General features: G+C 46.9%; 13 protein-coding genes. 8 read left to right on the top strand and 5 right to left on the bottom strand.

The window, feature by feature from the left end; all coding sequences use genetic code 11:
• Window positions 1-43 precede the first annotated feature (43 nt).
• Window positions 44-1201: a BaiN/RdsA family NAD(P)/FAD-dependent oxidoreductase gene (locus ACU37H_RS03605; protein ID WP_494407584.1), complete on the top strand. Its 1158-nt coding sequence runs from the start codon at window positions 44-46 to the stop codon at window positions 1199-1201.
• A gap of 95 nt (window positions 1202-1296) precedes the next feature.
• Here the strand turns inward: ACU37H_RS03605 and nfi are convergent, their stop codons facing one another.
• Together nfi and ACU37H_RS03595 are read right to left on the bottom strand one after the other, a co-directional pair.
• The gene (gene nfi / locus ACU37H_RS03600) at window positions 1297-2004 is read right to left on the bottom strand and encodes a deoxyribonuclease V (protein ID WP_472702997.1); all 708 of its coding nucleotides are present in this window, start codon (window positions 2002-2004) and stop codon (window positions 1297-1299) included.
• Window positions 2005-2012: 8 nt separating this feature from the next.
• Window positions 2013-2552 (bottom strand): lipocalin family protein, encoded by a 540-nt coding sequence (locus ACU37H_RS03595; RefSeq protein ID WP_472702996.1) that lies wholly within the window; start codon window positions 2550-2552, stop codon window positions 2013-2015.
• Window positions 2553-3192: 640 nt separating this feature from the next.
• Between ACU37H_RS03595 and ACU37H_RS03590 the strand changes: the two genes are divergently transcribed.
• The 3 genes from ACU37H_RS03590 (at window position 3193) to ACU37H_RS03580 (ending at window position 5790) form a co-directional block, all read left to right on the top strand.
• Window positions 3193-3702 (top strand): pyridoxamine 5'-phosphate oxidase family protein, encoded by a 510-nt coding sequence (locus tag ACU37H_RS03590; protein WP_472702995.1) that lies wholly within the window; start codon window positions 3193-3195, stop codon window positions 3700-3702.
• Between the two features lie 63 nt (window positions 3703-3765).
• Window positions 3766-5019: a putative DNA modification/repair radical SAM protein gene (locus ACU37H_RS03585; RefSeq protein ID WP_472702994.1), complete on the top strand. Its 1254-nt coding sequence runs from the start codon at window positions 3766-3768 to the stop codon at window positions 5017-5019.
• Between the two features lie 9 nt (window positions 5020-5028).
• Window positions 5029-5790, top strand: coding sequence for a TIGR03915 family putative DNA repair protein (locus tag ACU37H_RS03580; protein ID WP_472702993.1), 762 nt, complete (start codon window positions 5029-5031; stop codon window positions 5788-5790).
• 10 nt (window positions 5791-5800) lie between these two features.
• On the opposite strand, the gene ACU37H_RS03575 is transcribed toward ACU37H_RS03580, so the two are convergent.
• Entirely contained in the window at window positions 5801-6313 is a 513-nt protein-coding gene (locus ACU37H_RS03575; RefSeq protein WP_472702992.1) for a DinB family protein, read from the bottom strand.
• Between the two features lie 70 nt (window positions 6314-6383).
• Here ACU37H_RS03575 and ACU37H_RS03570 point away from each other — a divergent pair, with 70 nt between their 5' ends.
• Window positions 6384-6854: a universal stress protein gene (locus ACU37H_RS03570; RefSeq protein WP_472702991.1), complete on the top strand. Its 471-nt coding sequence runs from the start codon at window positions 6384-6386 to the stop codon at window positions 6852-6854.
• Window positions 6855-7018: 164 nt separating this feature from the next.
• Here the strand turns inward: ACU37H_RS03570 and ACU37H_RS03565 are convergent, their stop codons facing one another.
• Both ACU37H_RS03565 and ACU37H_RS03560 read right to left on the bottom strand, forming a co-directional pair.
• Complete coding sequence (locus tag ACU37H_RS03565; RefSeq protein ID WP_472702990.1) at window positions 7019-8632, bottom strand: glycoside hydrolase family 28 protein; 1614 nt, start codon at window positions 8630-8632, stop codon at window positions 7019-7021.
• Between the two features lie 323 nt (window positions 8633-8955).
• Entirely contained in the window at window positions 8956-9759 is an 804-nt protein-coding gene (locus ACU37H_RS03560) for an META domain-containing protein (RefSeq protein WP_472702989.1), read from the bottom strand.
• 337 nt (window positions 9760-10096) lie between these two features.
• Here ACU37H_RS03560 and ACU37H_RS03555 point away from each other — a divergent pair, with 337 nt between their 5' ends.
• The 3 genes from ACU37H_RS03555 to ACU37H_RS03545 all read left to right on the top strand — a co-directional run bounded on the left by ACU37H_RS03555 (window position 10097) and on the right by ACU37H_RS03545 (window position 16446).
• Window positions 10097-12958, top strand: coding sequence for a DEAD/DEAH box helicase (locus ACU37H_RS03555; RefSeq protein WP_472702988.1), 2862 nt, complete (start codon window positions 10097-10099; stop codon window positions 12956-12958).
• A 363-nt stretch (window positions 12959-13321) separates the two neighbouring features.
• A complete protein-coding gene (locus tag ACU37H_RS03550) occupies window positions 13322-15202 on the top strand; it encodes a sulfatase family protein (RefSeq protein WP_472702987.1) in 1881 nt (626 codons plus the stop codon).
• A gap of 98 nt (window positions 15203-15300) precedes the next feature.
• Window positions 15301-16446 carry a family 43 glycosylhydrolase gene (locus ACU37H_RS03545; RefSeq protein WP_472702986.1) on the top strand — a complete coding sequence of 382 codons (1146 nt, stop codon included), beginning with the start codon at window positions 15301-15303 and terminating at the stop codon, window positions 16444-16446.
• The last annotated feature ends 7 nt before the right edge of the window (window positions 16447-16453 follow it).

The raw sequence follows: 16453 nt of genomic DNA, 5'->3' as shown, positions 1-16453 counted from the left end.
CGGCGGTGCAGCTGGCTTTTTTTGCGCTATCAACGCAGCGAGGATGACCCCCTCGTTAAAGGTCACTGTGGTCGAGCGCTCCGATAAGCTGCTTTCAAAAGTGAAAGTAAGTGGCGGGGGGCGCTGCAATGTCACGCACGCGTGTTTCGATATTGTGGAGATGAGTAAAAGGTACCCACGCGGAAGCAATTTTGTCAAGAAAGCATTTCATCAGTTCTTTACCAGCGATACCATCGAATGGTTCAGAGAAAGAGGCGTCGCCTTGAAGACCGAGGCTGACGGCCGCATGTTCCCGGAAACCAACAGCTCACAAACGATTATTGACTGCCTGCTGCGGGAAGCTGACAAACATAATGTGCAGATCAGAATGCAGCGCACCGTCAAAGGTCTGGAAAAGGCAGGTGACGGCTTCCTGATACATCTCACAACCGGTGAAACACTGAAAGCAGATTATGTATGTGTAGCCACGGGAGGCTTTCCCAAAGCCTCTATGTTCGATTGGCTGCGGGATACCGGACATACCATCGCGACACCGGTGCCCTCCCTGTTCACCTTCAACCTGCCCAAACATTCTATTACCCAGTTGATGGGTGTAAGTGTATCTGATGCACTTATAAAAATTACAGGTACCAAACTGCAGCAACAAGGGCCGGTGCTGATTACGCATTGGGGACTGAGCGGTCCGGCTACATTAAAGTTAAGTGCATATGCTGCGCGGGAATTAGCCGACAAGAACTGGCAGTTTGATATATTGGTCAATTGGCTGCCGGACTATAACGAGCAGCGCCTGAAAGAGCAATTCCTGCACTTGCGCAACGAGAGCGGAGGTCAACTGCTCTATCACAAAAACCCCTTTGGCCTTCCTCAACGGCTGTGGGAGTTTTTTCTCAAAGAATGTGAAGTGCCCGAAACCTGCCGCCGCGCAGATCTGCAGGCAAAGCCTCAAAACGAATTGGTAAAGAAATTAACCGCATATCCGTTCTCTGTAAAAGGAAAGACCACGTTTAAAGAAGAGTTCGTTACGGCAGGCGGAATAACCCTGAATGAGATTGATGTAAATACCATGATGAGTAAAAAAGTACCCGGACTATTCTTCGCCGGTGAGATCATGGATGTGGATGGTATAACGGGCGGTTATAATTTTCAAAATGCCTGGACCACGGGGTGGATCGCTGCCCGATCTATCAGTGCTTCCAGTTAAAACACCTTATCACACCGGGTTTTATCTTAATTAAAATCTTTGGAAGACACCATCTATAGTCTTCTTCACAGTACCTTGGAGAAAGATTGAACCAACTACAATAGTTTTCGATTGCCGCCGGTCTTTGCTGCAATCCGCGTTTCATTCACCAGGTTGTGGGCCATCCGCGTAGGCTCAGGCATACGATAGGTACGCAGACAATTTTTAATGATCTCAACGCTTTGAGGAATACTGACCCTGTGCCCGGGCGAGATAAACAACGGCTTACAATTGCGTTTCGATCGGAATACGACACCAAGTTGTTCATCTTTGTCCATCAACGGGCTTTCTGAATAAGGGTCATTGGGCGGATCGGTGAAAGTGCCGGTCAGCCTCGATTTAGCACATCCTATCGATGGCATATCTGTGAGCAAGCCAAAGTGCGCCGCAATGCCTAATCGCCTTTTATGAGCAATGCCCTGACCATCCAGGATCATCACGTCCGGCCGGGTTTGAATTTTTTTCCACGCTTGTAACAAAGCCGGAATCTCGCGGAAGGCTAACAGTCCGGATATATAAGGGAAGCGGGTCTGAGCAATTACCGAAACGGTTTCCACAGGAACCATTTCCGGGTATTTCAAAATGATAATGCCCGCATACACTGTTTCTTCAAATTTATTAAACGAGATATCAGCGCCACCCACCAACCGGACCGGCTGATCAAACGGGGTGAGGTTGATCTGCTGCCTGAGTTCTTTTTGCAATAAAACAGCTTCAGAAGGGCTCAATTGATCATATGCATCAGGCGCTATTTTCGCATCCATTGTAACGATTAATTTTGTTCAGTCCACACCAATTCTGATACGTTGAATCCTGCTTTCTTTGCGATTCTTAAATAGTTATTCTTAACCGATTCCGGCATGGATTTATCGCGCGACAACAGCCAAAGGTAATCTCTGTTCTTACCGCATACTAAAGCATATTGATAGTTGTCATCAATCGCGATCACATTGTAGCCTGCATAAAACGGTCCAAAGAAGGACACCTTAAGCATGGCGATATTTTCGGGTCCTACAAATTTTGCTTTGCCTACCGACTGCTTTTGTTTATACTTTTTGTAATCATATCCCCTGTTGGTGACCTTGATGGTACCATCTTCATTCAATGAATATTCCGCCGTGACACGACTGAGGTTTTTTTCAAATCTGAAATCGAAACGTCCGATCTCATACCATCTTCCCAGGTATCGTTCCTTTTGAAAATTATTGATAGCCGTTACGCCTTTAGGAATAGTTCTTTTCGCATTCGCGTAGAGCGCGATGGCCGTTGCAGCTACTACGCCGGCGCCGATGAGTAAATATTTCTTCTTCATGGGTCTGTGATTATACGTAAAAACTAATGCAAGATTTGAGCCGAAGTTATTTGTTGGGCAATGCGCTTACACACTATAATGAGGTATTAATAACAGTTGTAGTAACTGTTTCGCGTTTCGACTATTAATGATCGGAGCGCTTCATATCTAGCCGCGGCTTTCTGCCGGGCATCCAGGCTTGAATTACTATTGATCTTCCTGACGAGCCACCGATGTTTTTTCTTCAATAACGTTCGGTGCTCCTGGTGACCTCCGGCATGGAATGGTAGCGAAATCATGCAAACATTTTATAGGTTAAAAAATGGTCCGGTTCTTTAAAGATAAAGAAAAGTTTTTAGTCTTTAACAAGTGCCGCGGTGGACGTGAAACTTGTGACGCCACCGATGCAAAGAGTATTATCTATCGAGGAGGGTCGATGGATACAAGCTAATAACGCCGTTAAACTAATCGTATGGTCTTAGCATAACGATAGGATATGTTTAGTGAATTGATATTCAGTTCTGAAAAAGGTTTCCAAATATTTTACTAAAAAAATTAGTATTATATTGTAAATTGCGAAAGGTTTTATCGTAAGGATTTTGTTGAGCCAGGATATTTGGCGCGCTTTATGCATTTACGTGAGGAAGAAAAATAAAAAGGTATGTCAACAGAAAATCTAACCCAACAGGAAGCCGCAAAAAAATTAAAAGAATTATCTGAGAAAGCCCGCATATGTATGTTCTGTACTCAGGTGGATGAACTGCCGCTGGCAGCACGTCCGATGAGCTTGCAGGAATGCGACGAAGAAGGAAATCTTTGGTTTATCAGCAGTGCCGACAGTAACAAAAACTTTGAAATCGGCGAAGACAAAAGAGTGCAGCTCTTTTTTATGAACAACAGCGACCATGAGTATCTTTCCGTATTTGGCGATGCCTACATCTATACCGACCAGGAAACGATCGAAGACAAATGGTCTCCCATGGCCAAAGCCTGGTTCGAAGAAGGGAAGTATGATCCTAAAGTAACCATCATCAGAGTTGCTCCGGGTGATACTTACTACTGGGATACAAAGGCCGGAAAGATCGTATCGCTCGCCACCTTTGCATGGTCGGCCATTACCGGCAAGACGACAGACAACAGCGATGGCGTGGAAGGGAAATTGGATGTATAGATAAGTTTTCTTTTCACGTCATCTGTTTGCTGAGCCGGTTTATATTCTAAACTTGATTGAAGCATGAATAATCGATTACGTGAAAAGTTAAACATCCTTGCAGACGCCGCTAAATATGATGTTAGCTGTAGCAGCAGTGGTAGCAAACGAAAAAATGAACAAGGTATTGGTAATGCCTCCAATGGCATTTGCCATACCTACACCGAAGACGGCCGTTGTGTTTCCTTATTAAAAATATTGCTAACCAATCATTGTATTTATGATTGCGCCTTCTGTGTTTCCCGGAAAAGTAATGATATAAAAAGGGCTGCGTTTACGGTAGACGAAGTCGTGCAGCTCACAATGAACTTCTATCGCCGAAATTATATTGAAGGGCTGTTCCTTAGTTCCGGGATCTTTAAGAATGCAGATTATACGATGGAGCGTTTGCTGCGCATTGTAAAGAAGTTGCGCTTAGAAGAAAAATACCATGGTTACATCCACCTCAAAACCATTCCTAAAGCAAGTGATGATCTGATCAAAGAAGCCGGTCTTTACGTCGACCGCATGAGCATCAACCTGGAAATGCCCACAGAAGAAGGACTTCAGTTGGTAGCTCCTGATAAGAGCCATGAAGATGTTAAAAAGCCACTTCATTTCATCAATACCCAGATCAGTCAATACAAGGAAGACAAACGCCTGATCAGGAAAGTGCCTTCATTTGTACCGGCCGGCCAAAGTACCCAGATGGTGGTAGGCGCCACGCCCGAAACAGATTTGCAGATCATGCATACGGCGGCTGCTTACTATAAAAACTTTTCACTAAAAAGAGTTTATTACAGCGGTTTCATTCCGATACCAAATGCGGCCTCCCTGTTACCTGCTTTTGGTACAGCACCACCTTTGCTGCGCGAAAACCGCTTATATCAAAGTGACTGGCTGCTCCGGTTTTATGGCTTCAAAGTGGATGAGCTGGTAAATCATCAGCACCCCAACCTTGATACAGATATCGACCCGAAGCTCAGCTGGGCTTTACGCAACCTGCACTTATTTCCGGTAGATGTCAACACCGCAGATTATTTTATGATCATCCGGGTGCCGGGCATTGGTCGCCAAAGTGCCAGGAAAATCGTCGAGGCGCGGAAGTTTGGTAAGCTGCATGTTCATCAATTAAAGAAAATCGGTGTTGCTTTCAATCGTGCGCAACATTTTATTGTTTGTGCCGATACACCACGCGGGTTAGGTTCCTTGCAACAAGCTGATATCCGGTCGGCAATACTTCACGCTGGTCATAGTAAATACAAGGCCTTACACGGGAATCAATTAACGATCTTTTAATGGAGCTGTATGGATTATATATTCGACGGAACATTTAAGGGATTGCTCACGGCTGTTTTCGATTGTTTTGAAAGAAAGGATTTCCAGGCACGGTTGTTTGAAAAGTCCGTACATCAGAACACCATTTTCGGAATCATTCACCAGGTGTATACAGACGAGGCTGCCGCAGCCCGGGTGTGGAAAGGTTTATTGTCCCGGTTGTCAGCCAGTGAAGCCAGGATGCTGTATGTATCCTTTTTATCTGAATCAGATGAATTGTATGAAAAGCTGTTCAGGGTATTGGTTCGTATATTCCGGGAAGGCGGAAGCATCCTGAAAAATTATGGAGATCCGGATATTTTATTTATCAGCCAACTGGCTAAGAAAGTGGACCGCGAAAAGCACCGGATGAAAGCTTTTATCCGCTTTCAAAAAACCAGCGACGGAATTTACAACGCCACCATCGAACCGGACTTCAATGTACTCCCGCTGATCTCCGGATTTTTCAGGGACCGATATGCGGATCAGCAATGGCTGATCTACGATAAAAAAAGAGGATACGGCCTGTTTTACGATCAGCACGCCGTAAGTGAGGTAGAATTGAGCATCGCAGCCGAACAGTCATCAGCGGTAACCCAATTCATAACTTTAGACGCAACGGAAGCGCAATTCAGCGAACTGTGGAAAGATTATTTCAAAAGCACGAATATCGCAGCGCGGAAAAATACCCGGCTTCATATCCGCCATGTTCCGAAAAGATATTGGAAATACCTGACCGAAAAGCAGGTCTGATGCGGGTCTGTCAGGCTTGTGATTGTTGAAGTACTTTTACTGTTACCAGTAATTGACCAATATGCCGCATGGTATGTTCCGCGGCATGCGTGCAGAGGCCGATCACCGTCGAGGGCAGCTGCGCGCGGCCGACCGTTCTCACGCGCAACAGTTCATCGTTCTCGAATTGCCGGAGCCGTTCAAGTGTGGTTTCGATTTGTTCCTTGCAACCTGCTACAAGCGTCCGGGAAGAATCAGCTTGGATCTGCGTTTCCGCTCCCAGGTATTTTAATTGGGCATCATCCAGGGCCCGCCCTTCGGCATAGGTCAGCAGCCGGTCCAACACACCGCGCATATGTAGCAGGTGAAAGCCCGGCGCAGCACAGCCGGCGGGTTGCGCCCAAAGCATTTGGTCGTTAAAGTCCTGCATTAAGTCTGTCAATTCTTCTCCGGCTTGTAAAAGGGCATGAGCAACAGGTTGCAAAAGCGGTGGAACACCCTCTATGTTTTTTCCGCGCAACCAAACTTCTTTTTCTTGTTTCAAAATAGTAGCTTTATGATCAATAATCTTATGTAAAATAAACATTTGCTCTTTTAAAAAAAACATTAATACCATGGAAACGATTATAGCAGCTTTGGACTTGCAGGATCACACGGAACTCGTGGCAGGCAAGGCAAAGGAAATGGCAGATAAATTTGGCGCAACGCTGCATCTGGTGCACGTTGTAGCGCCTGTAGGTTCTTATATCGCGACCAACATCGTAGATCCTATCTCGGGTATTGAATCTGCCGTATTGCCCAATGAATTAGAGCTGATTGAATCTCATAAAAATATTGCGCAGGAACAGATCAATAAGATTACTTCCGGATTTCCTGAAGGACGGGTAATATCCAGGATCCTGCTCGGGTCGGTAGAGGAGGAGGTGATCAATTATGCGCGGGAAACCGGCGCCGGTATGATCGTTGTCGGATCTCACCAACGTAGTGGTTTAGCGCGTTTGTTCAGCGGCGAGACTTCTGTACGGATTTTGCATGAAGCTCAAATTCCAATCCTGGTTATTCCCACGCCGGAAAATAAAGATTGAATAGGTCCATAAACGATGGCCATGGGCTATTAACAAGATGAGAACGAATGCATTGTTGCCAGTCGCATATTGGTATTGCCTGTCGTTCATTGTCCATCGCAACAATAGTGTTCACAATCCGGCAATGACAAGGCCAACGAATGATCGAAATGACAGGGGCATGATCATCGCCGTTTTCTCTTCCATGAACTGCTTTTCCAACCCTGCGGTGTTTTCGGTAGGGTTTTAATAAATCGAATGTTTTCAGATAACGGGCCGGATACATCAGTGACAAGCTTCCTGTTTGAAATCAACTGTACTTTCCGGAAGCTCATATTTCGTACGTCCAGCAACGTAATTTCAGGGTTTGCCACAAAGAGCTTTGTTTGATTAATGTGAAAATCAATGACATCCGTGGCGGCGATCAGGTTTTCAGTAGTGCCCTGTATATTCTCCAATATTACATGCTCCAAAGGACTTTCCGGAATAGCCGTGGCTTTAATCAACTGATTAGCGCTTTCGATGATGAAATTACTGGCATGGATATTTCTGAATGCTGGTGTCAGTTCGTTTTTTTCGCGGGGCGGGTAACGCGAAGCCATGTCGCCTACATGTTGCGCACTGCCGAGCATGTCCCATTCAAAGGCATATTTAGCGCCTTTGATCCTGATGTTTTCGTAGTACAGTTGTTCGCCGCCACCGCCACGTGGCCGCCGGGTTTTAAACCGTATCGCTGAGCGGGTATTATTAAAAACACAGTCATGCACATACAGGTTGCGGATCATCGATGCCGTTTCACTTCCACACGTTATACCACCATGACCCTCAAGGGCGAGGTTGTAGCGGACTACCACGTTTTCGGTCGGGCGGTTCACGCGCAGGCCGTCATAACCCCTCCCGGCTTTGATCGTAAAACAATCGTCGCCGCAGCTCAGCGTGCAATACTCAATCAACACATTTCGGGAGGATTCAATATCAATTCCATCTCCGCGCGGAATGCCCACGGAGTGAACGGTCACGCCTCTTATGATGACACTGTCGCAGTAAACCGGCACGACGTTCCAGAAGGCAGTGTTTTCCAATGACACACCTTCGATCAGCACGTTACTGCAGTTGATCGGAGAAATGAACATAGGCGGAAAAATGAAATCGCCGTTATGTCCTTCATAAATCCGCTCAGCTACAGGTGTTGTGTGAGATACTACATTTTCAATTACCTCTTTGGTCATGATCTGTTTACGCACCGAGCCGCCTGTAGCCGGACCGATCAGTTTCCCTTTGCCGGTAACGGCTATATTGCGTTGTCCGTTGGCATAAATGCATGCGCCCAGGGACATGATCTCAATGCCTTCATTTCTGGTAAAAACAGCGGGGCGATAGTCTTCCACTTCGCCGCTGAAAAAAAGTGCAGCGCCTTCGGCAATCTCCAGGTTGACATTGCTTTTAAGGCTGATCCTTCCTGAATGCCATTGTCCTTTGGGAATAATTACTTTCCCGCCACCTTTTTGATGAACCTGGTCAATCGCCTGTTGTATTTGACGGGTCACTTTTTGGCCCTCCCGGGCGCCCATCGATTCAATGTTTACCGTTAAATCAGGGAACACGGGCCTTTGTAGCTGCGGCATATTAAACGGTGCGCGGATCGGAGCGATATCTTTTGTGATAGCAGCCACGCCCACCTGTTCCGCCACCGGGATACTGTCGGTCACCGGGTGCATGGACCGAATATCAGTAATAGCTATGTTGCTCCAGCATGCCATAAATAAAGGAGCCAGCAGATGAACAAAAGAATAGATCATATGATAATCGTCGTGATTTTATTTTTTTCTTCTTCGTTTTAATGGTCAGATGTCCGTCCCACCCAACGGTATGAACGGGGCAGGAAATAGCAAGCCAGTCACCCTTCTTTTTCCGCCCGGCTTAACGCGGTTAAGCAAGAGCGGAAACCGTGTGATGGCTATTTCATATGAACCTATCTTGCGATGTTGAACAAATGTAATAGTTCAGACCCGGCGAAACGTCCTGTACAATCCTGTCTTAGCGATGAACATATCAGTTCTTGCCTGCAAAAGAAAAGGCTGCCCGATCAGAGCAGCCTTTGTATAAGCGATATGTCGGAAGATTATTTCTTTTGAAATCTCATCACGGCGATATCTCCCATGATCAGGTTGAGCGTATTACCGGTTACACTGAAGGTATTGATCGTTTGCAGGGTTTTAAAGAAAGTGCTTTCGCCTGCGCCCGGGCACGCCATTTTCGTACTCATCGGTCCGGCAAACCGGATGGTAGATCCATCGCTCTTGAAGGAGATCCGGAAGTTGTTACAGCTGCTGTTGCCAGAGGCTACCGTATCGGGAAGATTGAAAGTGATGGTCGGTTTTTTGTTGGGATATAATCCATCGAACGCGATACGGGGACCGGAAATATAATCCAGTTCCCAGGTTCCGTTAAGTGCGGTGGATTCGCTGCCGGTTGTGATCGCCTGGAACCTTGCTAATGGCGTCATCCGGGCCTTGCTCAGGACCAGGATATTATCTTTGATCATATAATGATCCACCGTGCCGAACACTGTCTTTAACTGGTTTTCAATGCTCATATCTTCGCAGGCCATCATCGTGGACATGCCTTGTTTAAATTGTATTTTTCCATGAGCGGACAGGGTGTAGGTGCCGCCAAGGCCATTACATCCGCCCGATGCGGTGTACCGTTTTTCAGCGTCGTTGCTGAAGGAAATAAATGGCTCTTTATCATTGATCTTGTCTGCAACGGGTTGCCCGCCGATTTCGATCAGTTTCCACTTGTTAGCGGTCAGTGCTGATAATTCCATATTGGGTGGAGTGTCTGATGATGTGTTTTTAGCTGGGGTACATGCCTGTAATAACAGCGCGATAGCGGCCAGTGCAGATAGGTAGAAGGGCTGTTTCATCCGTATATTTTTTAGGTTTTTAATTGATAGGTGTGGTTTGTTAAAAGTTTCCTTAAAGCTTGTCCCCGCATTGTTTCCGGTAATCATCACAAACAAAACAAAGACACAAGGTTGCTGTAATAAACGTTGCGCACTTTGTATTCGCAGCATTTTTACGTAAAAATTTCATCGGTTCAGGGGGATTTTATTTTATAATCCTTTAGCTCTCTATCAAATGTACGACTATATGGGATAGATTGATTCACAGGAATCACTTAGCGTTCCTTCCGAAAAAGATCCCTCCACCGCCCGCAAAGACCGCGCAGCTGATTATATTTGCGCGCCAGATAAGTGATTTATGGCAGCGAATACTAAAACCTTTCTTCTTTTTCAACCAGCACAGCTATTTTCCGGAAAGCCCGCTATCTCGTTGCGGCAGCTGATCAAAACACCCGAGGGAATGACCACCGGCGAACAACCCCTGACGCGGCCTCAGCTGCGGGTGCATTTAAAAGGCATCAGTGAGGAGTCCTTAAAGATGTTGCTGTCTTTTGCCCCGGCTGAGCTGCAAAAAGTGAGTGCCGCATTGCATCAGCAAACTTCCTATATCTCCGGAAAAACGGAACAATTGGCCGCTGTAAAAAAAGCCTATAACCGGCACCTTCACAGCCTGGTAAGCTCGTTAAGAAGGCAGCCGTTAGACTGCTGGTATCATTCGGTTAAAACAGAGGACAAGCGGGTGCAAAATATGAAATGCCATTTTTATCACTACCCGGTGGAACTGAACTTTTCGGTGAAGCGGCAGGAGCCGGGCTTTGTGCTGGAACAAACCGTTGAAATAGGGAAGGAGCAGGTGCCCCTCCGGGCATTCAAACGTTATGGGTTCTTGCTGGAAAGAGATCATTGTTATTACCAGCTGTCGCCCAAGAGCGTAGACGCGCTGGAAGGACTCGATCATCCAACGCTGGAATGGCCGGCGGATAAGGCTGACGAGCTTGAGCTCGTCGTACAAAAGCTGAGCGATTGCCAGGTAAAGGTGGATCGGAGTGAGTTTTACGATGTGGAAACCGTAGCTGTCATCCCGCAGGTGCAGGTATTGTTAAGTGAATTGAGCAATACCTTTCTCAAGCTCGAACCACAGTTTGTGTATGATGGCATCGTGGTTGAAGGGCCCTATGAAACCGTTACCAGCGTTGAGGCGGGCGGCAAAGTGCTTCAGATCAGCAGGAATGAAGAGAAGGAAAAGGAACTCATGGGATTATTGCAGTCGATGCATGAGAAGTTTAGTAAACAACACAATGGTTTCTTCTATCTCACCTTTGCAGAAGCGCAGAAAAAAGGATGGTTCCTTAAGGCCTATCATACATTACTTGAAAAAGATATCGATCTGCTGGGTATCGATTTGTTAAGACATTTTCGGTATTCACCTCATAAAGCGGTTACAACATTTCAACAGCAGGAGGATGAAGGGGACTTTGCCCGCATTCAACTGTCCGTAAAGTTTGGCAAGGAGGCGCTTTCCCTACATACGCTGCAAAAGGCATTGCTCAACAATCAAAAGGCCGTCATGCTTAAAGATGGCAGCCTCGGTGTGCTGGGGGATGAGTGGACCAGCAAATATGGCCTGCTGCTACGTCATGGGCGCATCAAAGATTCCACCGTTCTGGTAGCTAAATGGTTGATGCTGGGCGAAATGACGGAGATCGCTGATGGAGAGACACCCATGCTTAAAACCGGCATTGGCAAGGAGTGGCTTTCCCGTTGGCGACAATGGGAAGAACAAACCAATGTGTTATATCCTTTGCCCCGCGGACTGCGCGTCAAAGAGTTGCGTCCCTACCAGCGCCGCGGATACGAATGGTTACGCTTATTGGGTGAAATTGGCGCCAGTGGCTGCCTCGCCGATGATATGGGGCTGGGAAAGACCCTGCAAACGGTGAGTTTTTTGTTGTATAAAATGGAAGCCTATCCTCAAAGTAAGCACCTGGTCATTGCACCAGCCAGCCTTTTGTACAACTGGCTCAAAGAATTGGAGAAGTTTGCACCGGATGTAAAGGCTGTAGTACTTCACGGATCCGGAAGAGATACCAGCCTCATAAAAGATGGAGATGCAGACGTTTACATTACCAGTTATGGGACGATGCGACAGGATCTGCATGTGTTGATGGATGTGGCCTGGGAAACGATTGTTCTCGATGAAAGCCATCATATCAAAAATCCGGCGGCACAAACCACCAGGGCCGTCTGGGAATTGACGGGGCGCACGAAGATCGCGATCAGCGGCACGCCGGTCATGAACAATACCAGCGATCTGCACAGCCAGGTTCATTTCCTAATGCCGGGTTTGTTAGGCACGCCAGAGTTTTTCAAAAAAGAATATGCCCTTCCGATCGAGCAGCAGGGGAACGAAGAAAAGGCGGCTGCATTACAAAGGCTCATCAGGCCGTTTATATTAAGACGTACGAAAGAGCAGGTGGCAAAAGATCTGCCGGAGCGCACGGAATCTATACTTTGGTGTGAGATGGATATGGACCAGCGCGCAGCCTATGAAAGTATCAAAGAAGAAGTACGGGCTAATATCTTCACCGAGATCAAAAGCAGCGGGTTGAATAAAGGCAAGCTCAGTGTGCTCGCGGGGCTCACCAAGCTAAGGCAGGTCTGTAATAGCGGCGAGCTGGTCAAAGATGAAGATATCTTTACTTATGACAGCGTGAAGACCAAGATATTGATCAATGAGCTCAAATGCATTATCCCTCAACATCGTGCGCTGGTGTTCAGTCAGTTCACGTCAATGCTTGATTTGCTCGAAAGAGATCTGAACAAAGCAGGTATCCGCAGTTTGCGACTAGACGGGCAGACTGATGTGAAAAAGAGGCAGGAACTGGTAACTGAGTTCCAGTCAGACGATTCAGATGTTTCGGTATTCCTGATCAGCCTGAAGGCCGGAAACACAGGACTGACACTCACCAAAGCCGATTATGTATTTTTATTCGACCCCTGGTGGAATACAGCAGTGGAAAGCCAGGCCATAGATCGTACCCATCGGATCGGGCAACAGCAGCACGTGTTTGCCTACCGCATGATCTGTCGCGACAGTATTGAAGAGAAGATCATCAGGCTGGCCGGACGCAAGAAAAAACTGGCAGACGATCTCATAACCGCAGAAGAAAATATCATGAAAGGGCTGACCATCGAAGACATCGAATTCCTGCTGGAATAAAAACCTTTTCGGTGAAAGGTATTTAACATCTTTCTTCTTTCTCTTCTCGCTTTTCAAGCCTCGTCATCAAATAGGTTGCGATAAAATGATTGTTACTGTTATGAACAGATGATAATACACGTGTATTGTCTTTGAGGTCTCTGTGGTAAAAAGCAAGTGTGGTCTTCATGTGTTTTTCAAATATTAATTTATCTGGTAATTATCTTATGAGACAAACCGGCTAAGTTTTGAACAGGTTCATACCGGAGATTGTAGTAATTTGGCTTCGCCATTTGAAGTCTTAGCTTTGATTGATGCCGGTGCAGGTCATAAAGCCATCAACTCAACCGATGCATCCAGGCCCTCATCTAATATCAAACCCGTATGAGTAAAAGATTGATTAAATTCCCGGAGACCAGGTGGGTACCGCTCGCCATTTTTATAAAAATCATTATAGCGATCTGTTGGTGCAGCATTGGTGTCAGTGCGCAAAGCCGCCCGAATATAGTATTGTTCATAGCGGATGATCTCAACCAGCAGGACGTGGGGTGTTATGGCAACGTGGACGTGCGAACGCCGTACCTGGATCAACTGGCGCGTGAAGGGATGCGTTTCAACAAAGCCTATGCAGCGTCTTCCATGTGCTCGCCTTCCCGTAGCGTGATCTTCACCGGACTCTATCCTTTCAGAAACGGTTCACAGATGAACCATTTCACCGTGCGTGCCGGAACGGCCAACCTGCCCCGGTTCCTGCAAGAACAAGGCTACAGGGTTATTATCTCCGGAAAGATCGATGTGAGTCCGTTAGACAATTTCCCGTTCGAAAGAATAGGCCAGGAGTTTGGTCAGTATGCGCCGATAGAAAACCGGCTGGATCGCAAAAAAGAAACGGTCCGCATGATTGACGAACATTTTAAAACACGACCTCAGCAACCTATTTGTCTGATCGTCGCGCCCTGGGTGCCTCATGTGCCCTGGTTTCCCAATCGGGATTTCGATCCTGAAAAGCTGACGCTGCCGGATTATTTAGCAGATACCAAAGAGACGCGACAAGCGTTAGCTGCTTATTACCAGAGCATCGGGGAGGCAGATAAAATGGTAGGGGAAGTAATGCAGGCGCTGGACAAAGCCGGGAAGAAAAATGAAACAGTGATGATGTTTACTTCCGACCAGGGAGCGCAGTTTCCCTCCGCAAAATGGACGGTGTATGACCGGGGTTTGCGGGTGCCGTTGATCATTCGCTGGCCCGGAAAAGTCAAGGCGGGTGCGGTTTCTGATGCATTAGTGTCGCTGGCAGATCTGACGCCCACCCTGGTAGATCTTTCCGGTGGTCAGCCAATCACCGGGCTCGACGGCCAGTCTATCAAAAGTGTAATGTTACAGAAGAAAGCGACTCATCATGAATTCGTCTTTGCAGAGACTTCTGTCGAACCTCATTTTTGGTACAATTACACGCCAGCCCGATCGATCATCACAGACAAGGGCATGCACTATATCAAAAACTATCATCCCGGTTCGCGCTTTATTACCCATATCGATCAGGTGGAACGCAATGAATTCTATTTCGATTCATGGGTACAACATGCAGCAAGCAACCTACGCACAAAGTTTCTGCTGGATCGTTACAGCTACCGGCCGCCGGAAGAATTATTTGACCTGAACACAGATACTTCTGAATTTAAAAACCTGGTCGACCAGGCAACATACCAGGACCAGTTAGATAGAATGCGTTCGATGTTGAAAAAGGAATTGAACAGGCAGGGCGAAACAGATGCGATGATCCTTGATGGCAACCTACCAAGGTTTTTCGATCAGAGCTATATCATTGACCAAAACAAAAGTGCAGCCGATCTGTCTTTTAATAAAAAGCTTTGGAATCCCGATGTCTTGTATGTGACGGCTTACCTGACGGACATCAATAAAGGCGGACTGGTCTGCGACTATTTCAACAATTTTAAACTCTTCGCTTACGAGGGACAGATCGGTTTGGAGCTGTCCGGCGACAAAATCATAAAGAGCGATGTGCTTCCTGCCACGGAGGGGCAACTGCTCATGCGAGTGGCCGCAAACGGCGCGCTGTCCATTGAGTTCAATCATCAAAAGATACTCTCGCAACAACTATCCAAAGATCTTACTAAAATTAAAGGAGGCTATGTGACCTGCGGCCGCCTGCAAGGCCGCGAGTTATCCGGTCCGCTTCAGCGTTATCAGGGAAAGATCTATGATCTCCGATTTACGATGAATGAGCTTTCCAGGAAGCCATAATTAATTCAAATGGCTGGTTAAACCTTTGCAGGCAGATGCTATCAAAGTTCTAGCCATTGCTGCATGTTTTTCTTCATAGAAATTTTAAGTACAAAAGGATGAAACAAAAATCTTTCACGCTGTTGATCATGGCCTGTTCCATTGGCTTGTTCCTGCAAGCACAGGTAGGCCGGCAGCAACTGTTGGCGGATCTTAAAGCGCACAGTAAGGCTGTGTTGATCAAGGACAATATCTGGATCCGGGATCCATACATTACGTTAGGCCCGGACGGTTGGTACTATCTTACTGGTACAACACAGATCCCCTCTAAAGAACTCAACAACGAGGCGAAGTATAATGTGGGTCTGGGCGACTCGAGCCGGGTAGGTTGGCAGGTGAGGATCTGGAAGAGTAAGGACCTGGTCAACTGGACATACGGCGGTGAACCTTTTAGCCTGGAAGACGGATATTGGGCCCAAGAAAATGCAGCGGCTTTTAAGAATACGCCCAAAACCAGGTGGCATCTATGGGCGCCCGAACTGCATTTCATCAATAACAGATGGGTGATGCTCCATACGACGCCATCCCCGGTGAAAGAAGGATCGAATCTTGCAGTGAGCAGGACGGCATCGTTTAAAGGTCCCTTTGATTTTCCGCTGAAAGATCTTTCCAAAGGATTACACGATCCTTCCCTGTTCAGAGATACGGATGGTAAACTGTACCTGATCTGGTCCAACACGATGATTGCTGAACTGAAGCCGGACATGTCGGGCTTTGCAGGAGCACCTCAGGCCATTCATCCTTCTACCTTGCGCAAAATGCCCGGTGGAAATATGAAAGAAGGTATCGGTCACGAAGGATGCACGATCCTGAAAGTCGGTAACAAATACGTATTGTTCGGAACGGGATGGTCAACCAACAAAGGAAGAAAAGGCAGTTACAATTTATACTACGCTGTGGCCGATCAGGTCAAAGGCCCTTATGGACCCAGGAAGTTTGTTGGCAGATTCTTAGGACACGGCACGCCTTTCCGGGACAAAGAAGGTCGCTGGTGGTGCACGGCCTTTTACAATGCGAATGTGCCTCCATTGAAAACGGATGGCATTCGCTCAAAAGACTTAAGCGATAATGCCTACACCATCAATAAGCAAGGCGTCACATTAGTGCCGTTGAGCGTCAACATCAGCCAGGACGGCGATGTGGAGATAAAGGCACTGGACGAAGATTATGCCAGGCCCGGGCCGGATGAGATACAACAATTTTAAATGGATT

Source organism: Niabella sp. ZPM-14 (genome assembly GCF_055693045.2).
Note: the sequence above shows the minus strand (reverse complement) of the source record. Positions and strands in the feature narration are given on the sequence as shown.

What these genes read in the sequence shown, in the direction of transcription:
- ACU37H_RS03580 (WP_472702993.1), top strand. Translation starts at nt 5,029, where the DNA reads ATGGATTATATATTCGACGGAACATTTAAGGGATTGCTCACGGCTGTT.
- ACU37H_RS03605 (WP_494407584.1), top strand. Translation starts at nt 44, where the DNA reads ATGACCCCCTCGTTAAAGGTCACTGTGGTCGAGCGCTCCGATAAGCTG.
- ACU37H_RS03555 (WP_472702988.1), top strand. Translation starts at nt 10,097, where the DNA reads ATGGCAGCGAATACTAAAACCTTTCTTCTTTTTCAACCAGCACAGCTA.
- ACU37H_RS03585 (WP_472702994.1), top strand. Translation starts at nt 3,766, where the DNA reads ATGAATAATCGATTACGTGAAAAGTTAAACATCCTTGCAGACGCCGCT.
- ACU37H_RS03545 (WP_472702986.1), top strand. Translation starts at nt 15,301, where the DNA reads ATGAAACAAAAATCTTTCACGCTGTTGATCATGGCCTGTTCCATTGGC.
- ACU37H_RS03570 (WP_472702991.1), top strand. Translation starts at nt 6,384, where the DNA reads ATGGAAACGATTATAGCAGCTTTGGACTTGCAGGATCACACGGAACTC.
- ACU37H_RS03565 (WP_472702990.1), bottom strand. Translation starts at nt 8,632, where the DNA reads ATGATCTATTCTTTTGTTCATCTGCTGGCTCCTTTATTTATGGCATGC.
- ACU37H_RS03550 (WP_472702987.1), top strand. Translation starts at nt 13,322, where the DNA reads ATGAGTAAAAGATTGATTAAATTCCCGGAGACCAGGTGGGTACCGCTC.
- nfi (WP_472702997.1), bottom strand. Translation starts at nt 2,004, where the DNA reads ATGGATGCGAAAATAGCGCCTGATGCATATGATCAATTGAGCCCTTCT.
- ACU37H_RS03560 (WP_472702989.1), bottom strand. Translation starts at nt 9,759, where the DNA reads ATGAAACAGCCCTTCTACCTATCTGCACTGGCCGCTATCGCGCTGTTA.
- ACU37H_RS03590 (WP_472702995.1), top strand. Translation starts at nt 3,193, where the DNA reads ATGTCAACAGAAAATCTAACCCAACAGGAAGCCGCAAAAAAATTAAAA.
- ACU37H_RS03595 (WP_472702996.1), bottom strand. Translation starts at nt 2,552, where the DNA reads ATGAAGAAGAAATATTTACTCATCGGCGCCGGCGTAGTAGCTGCAACG.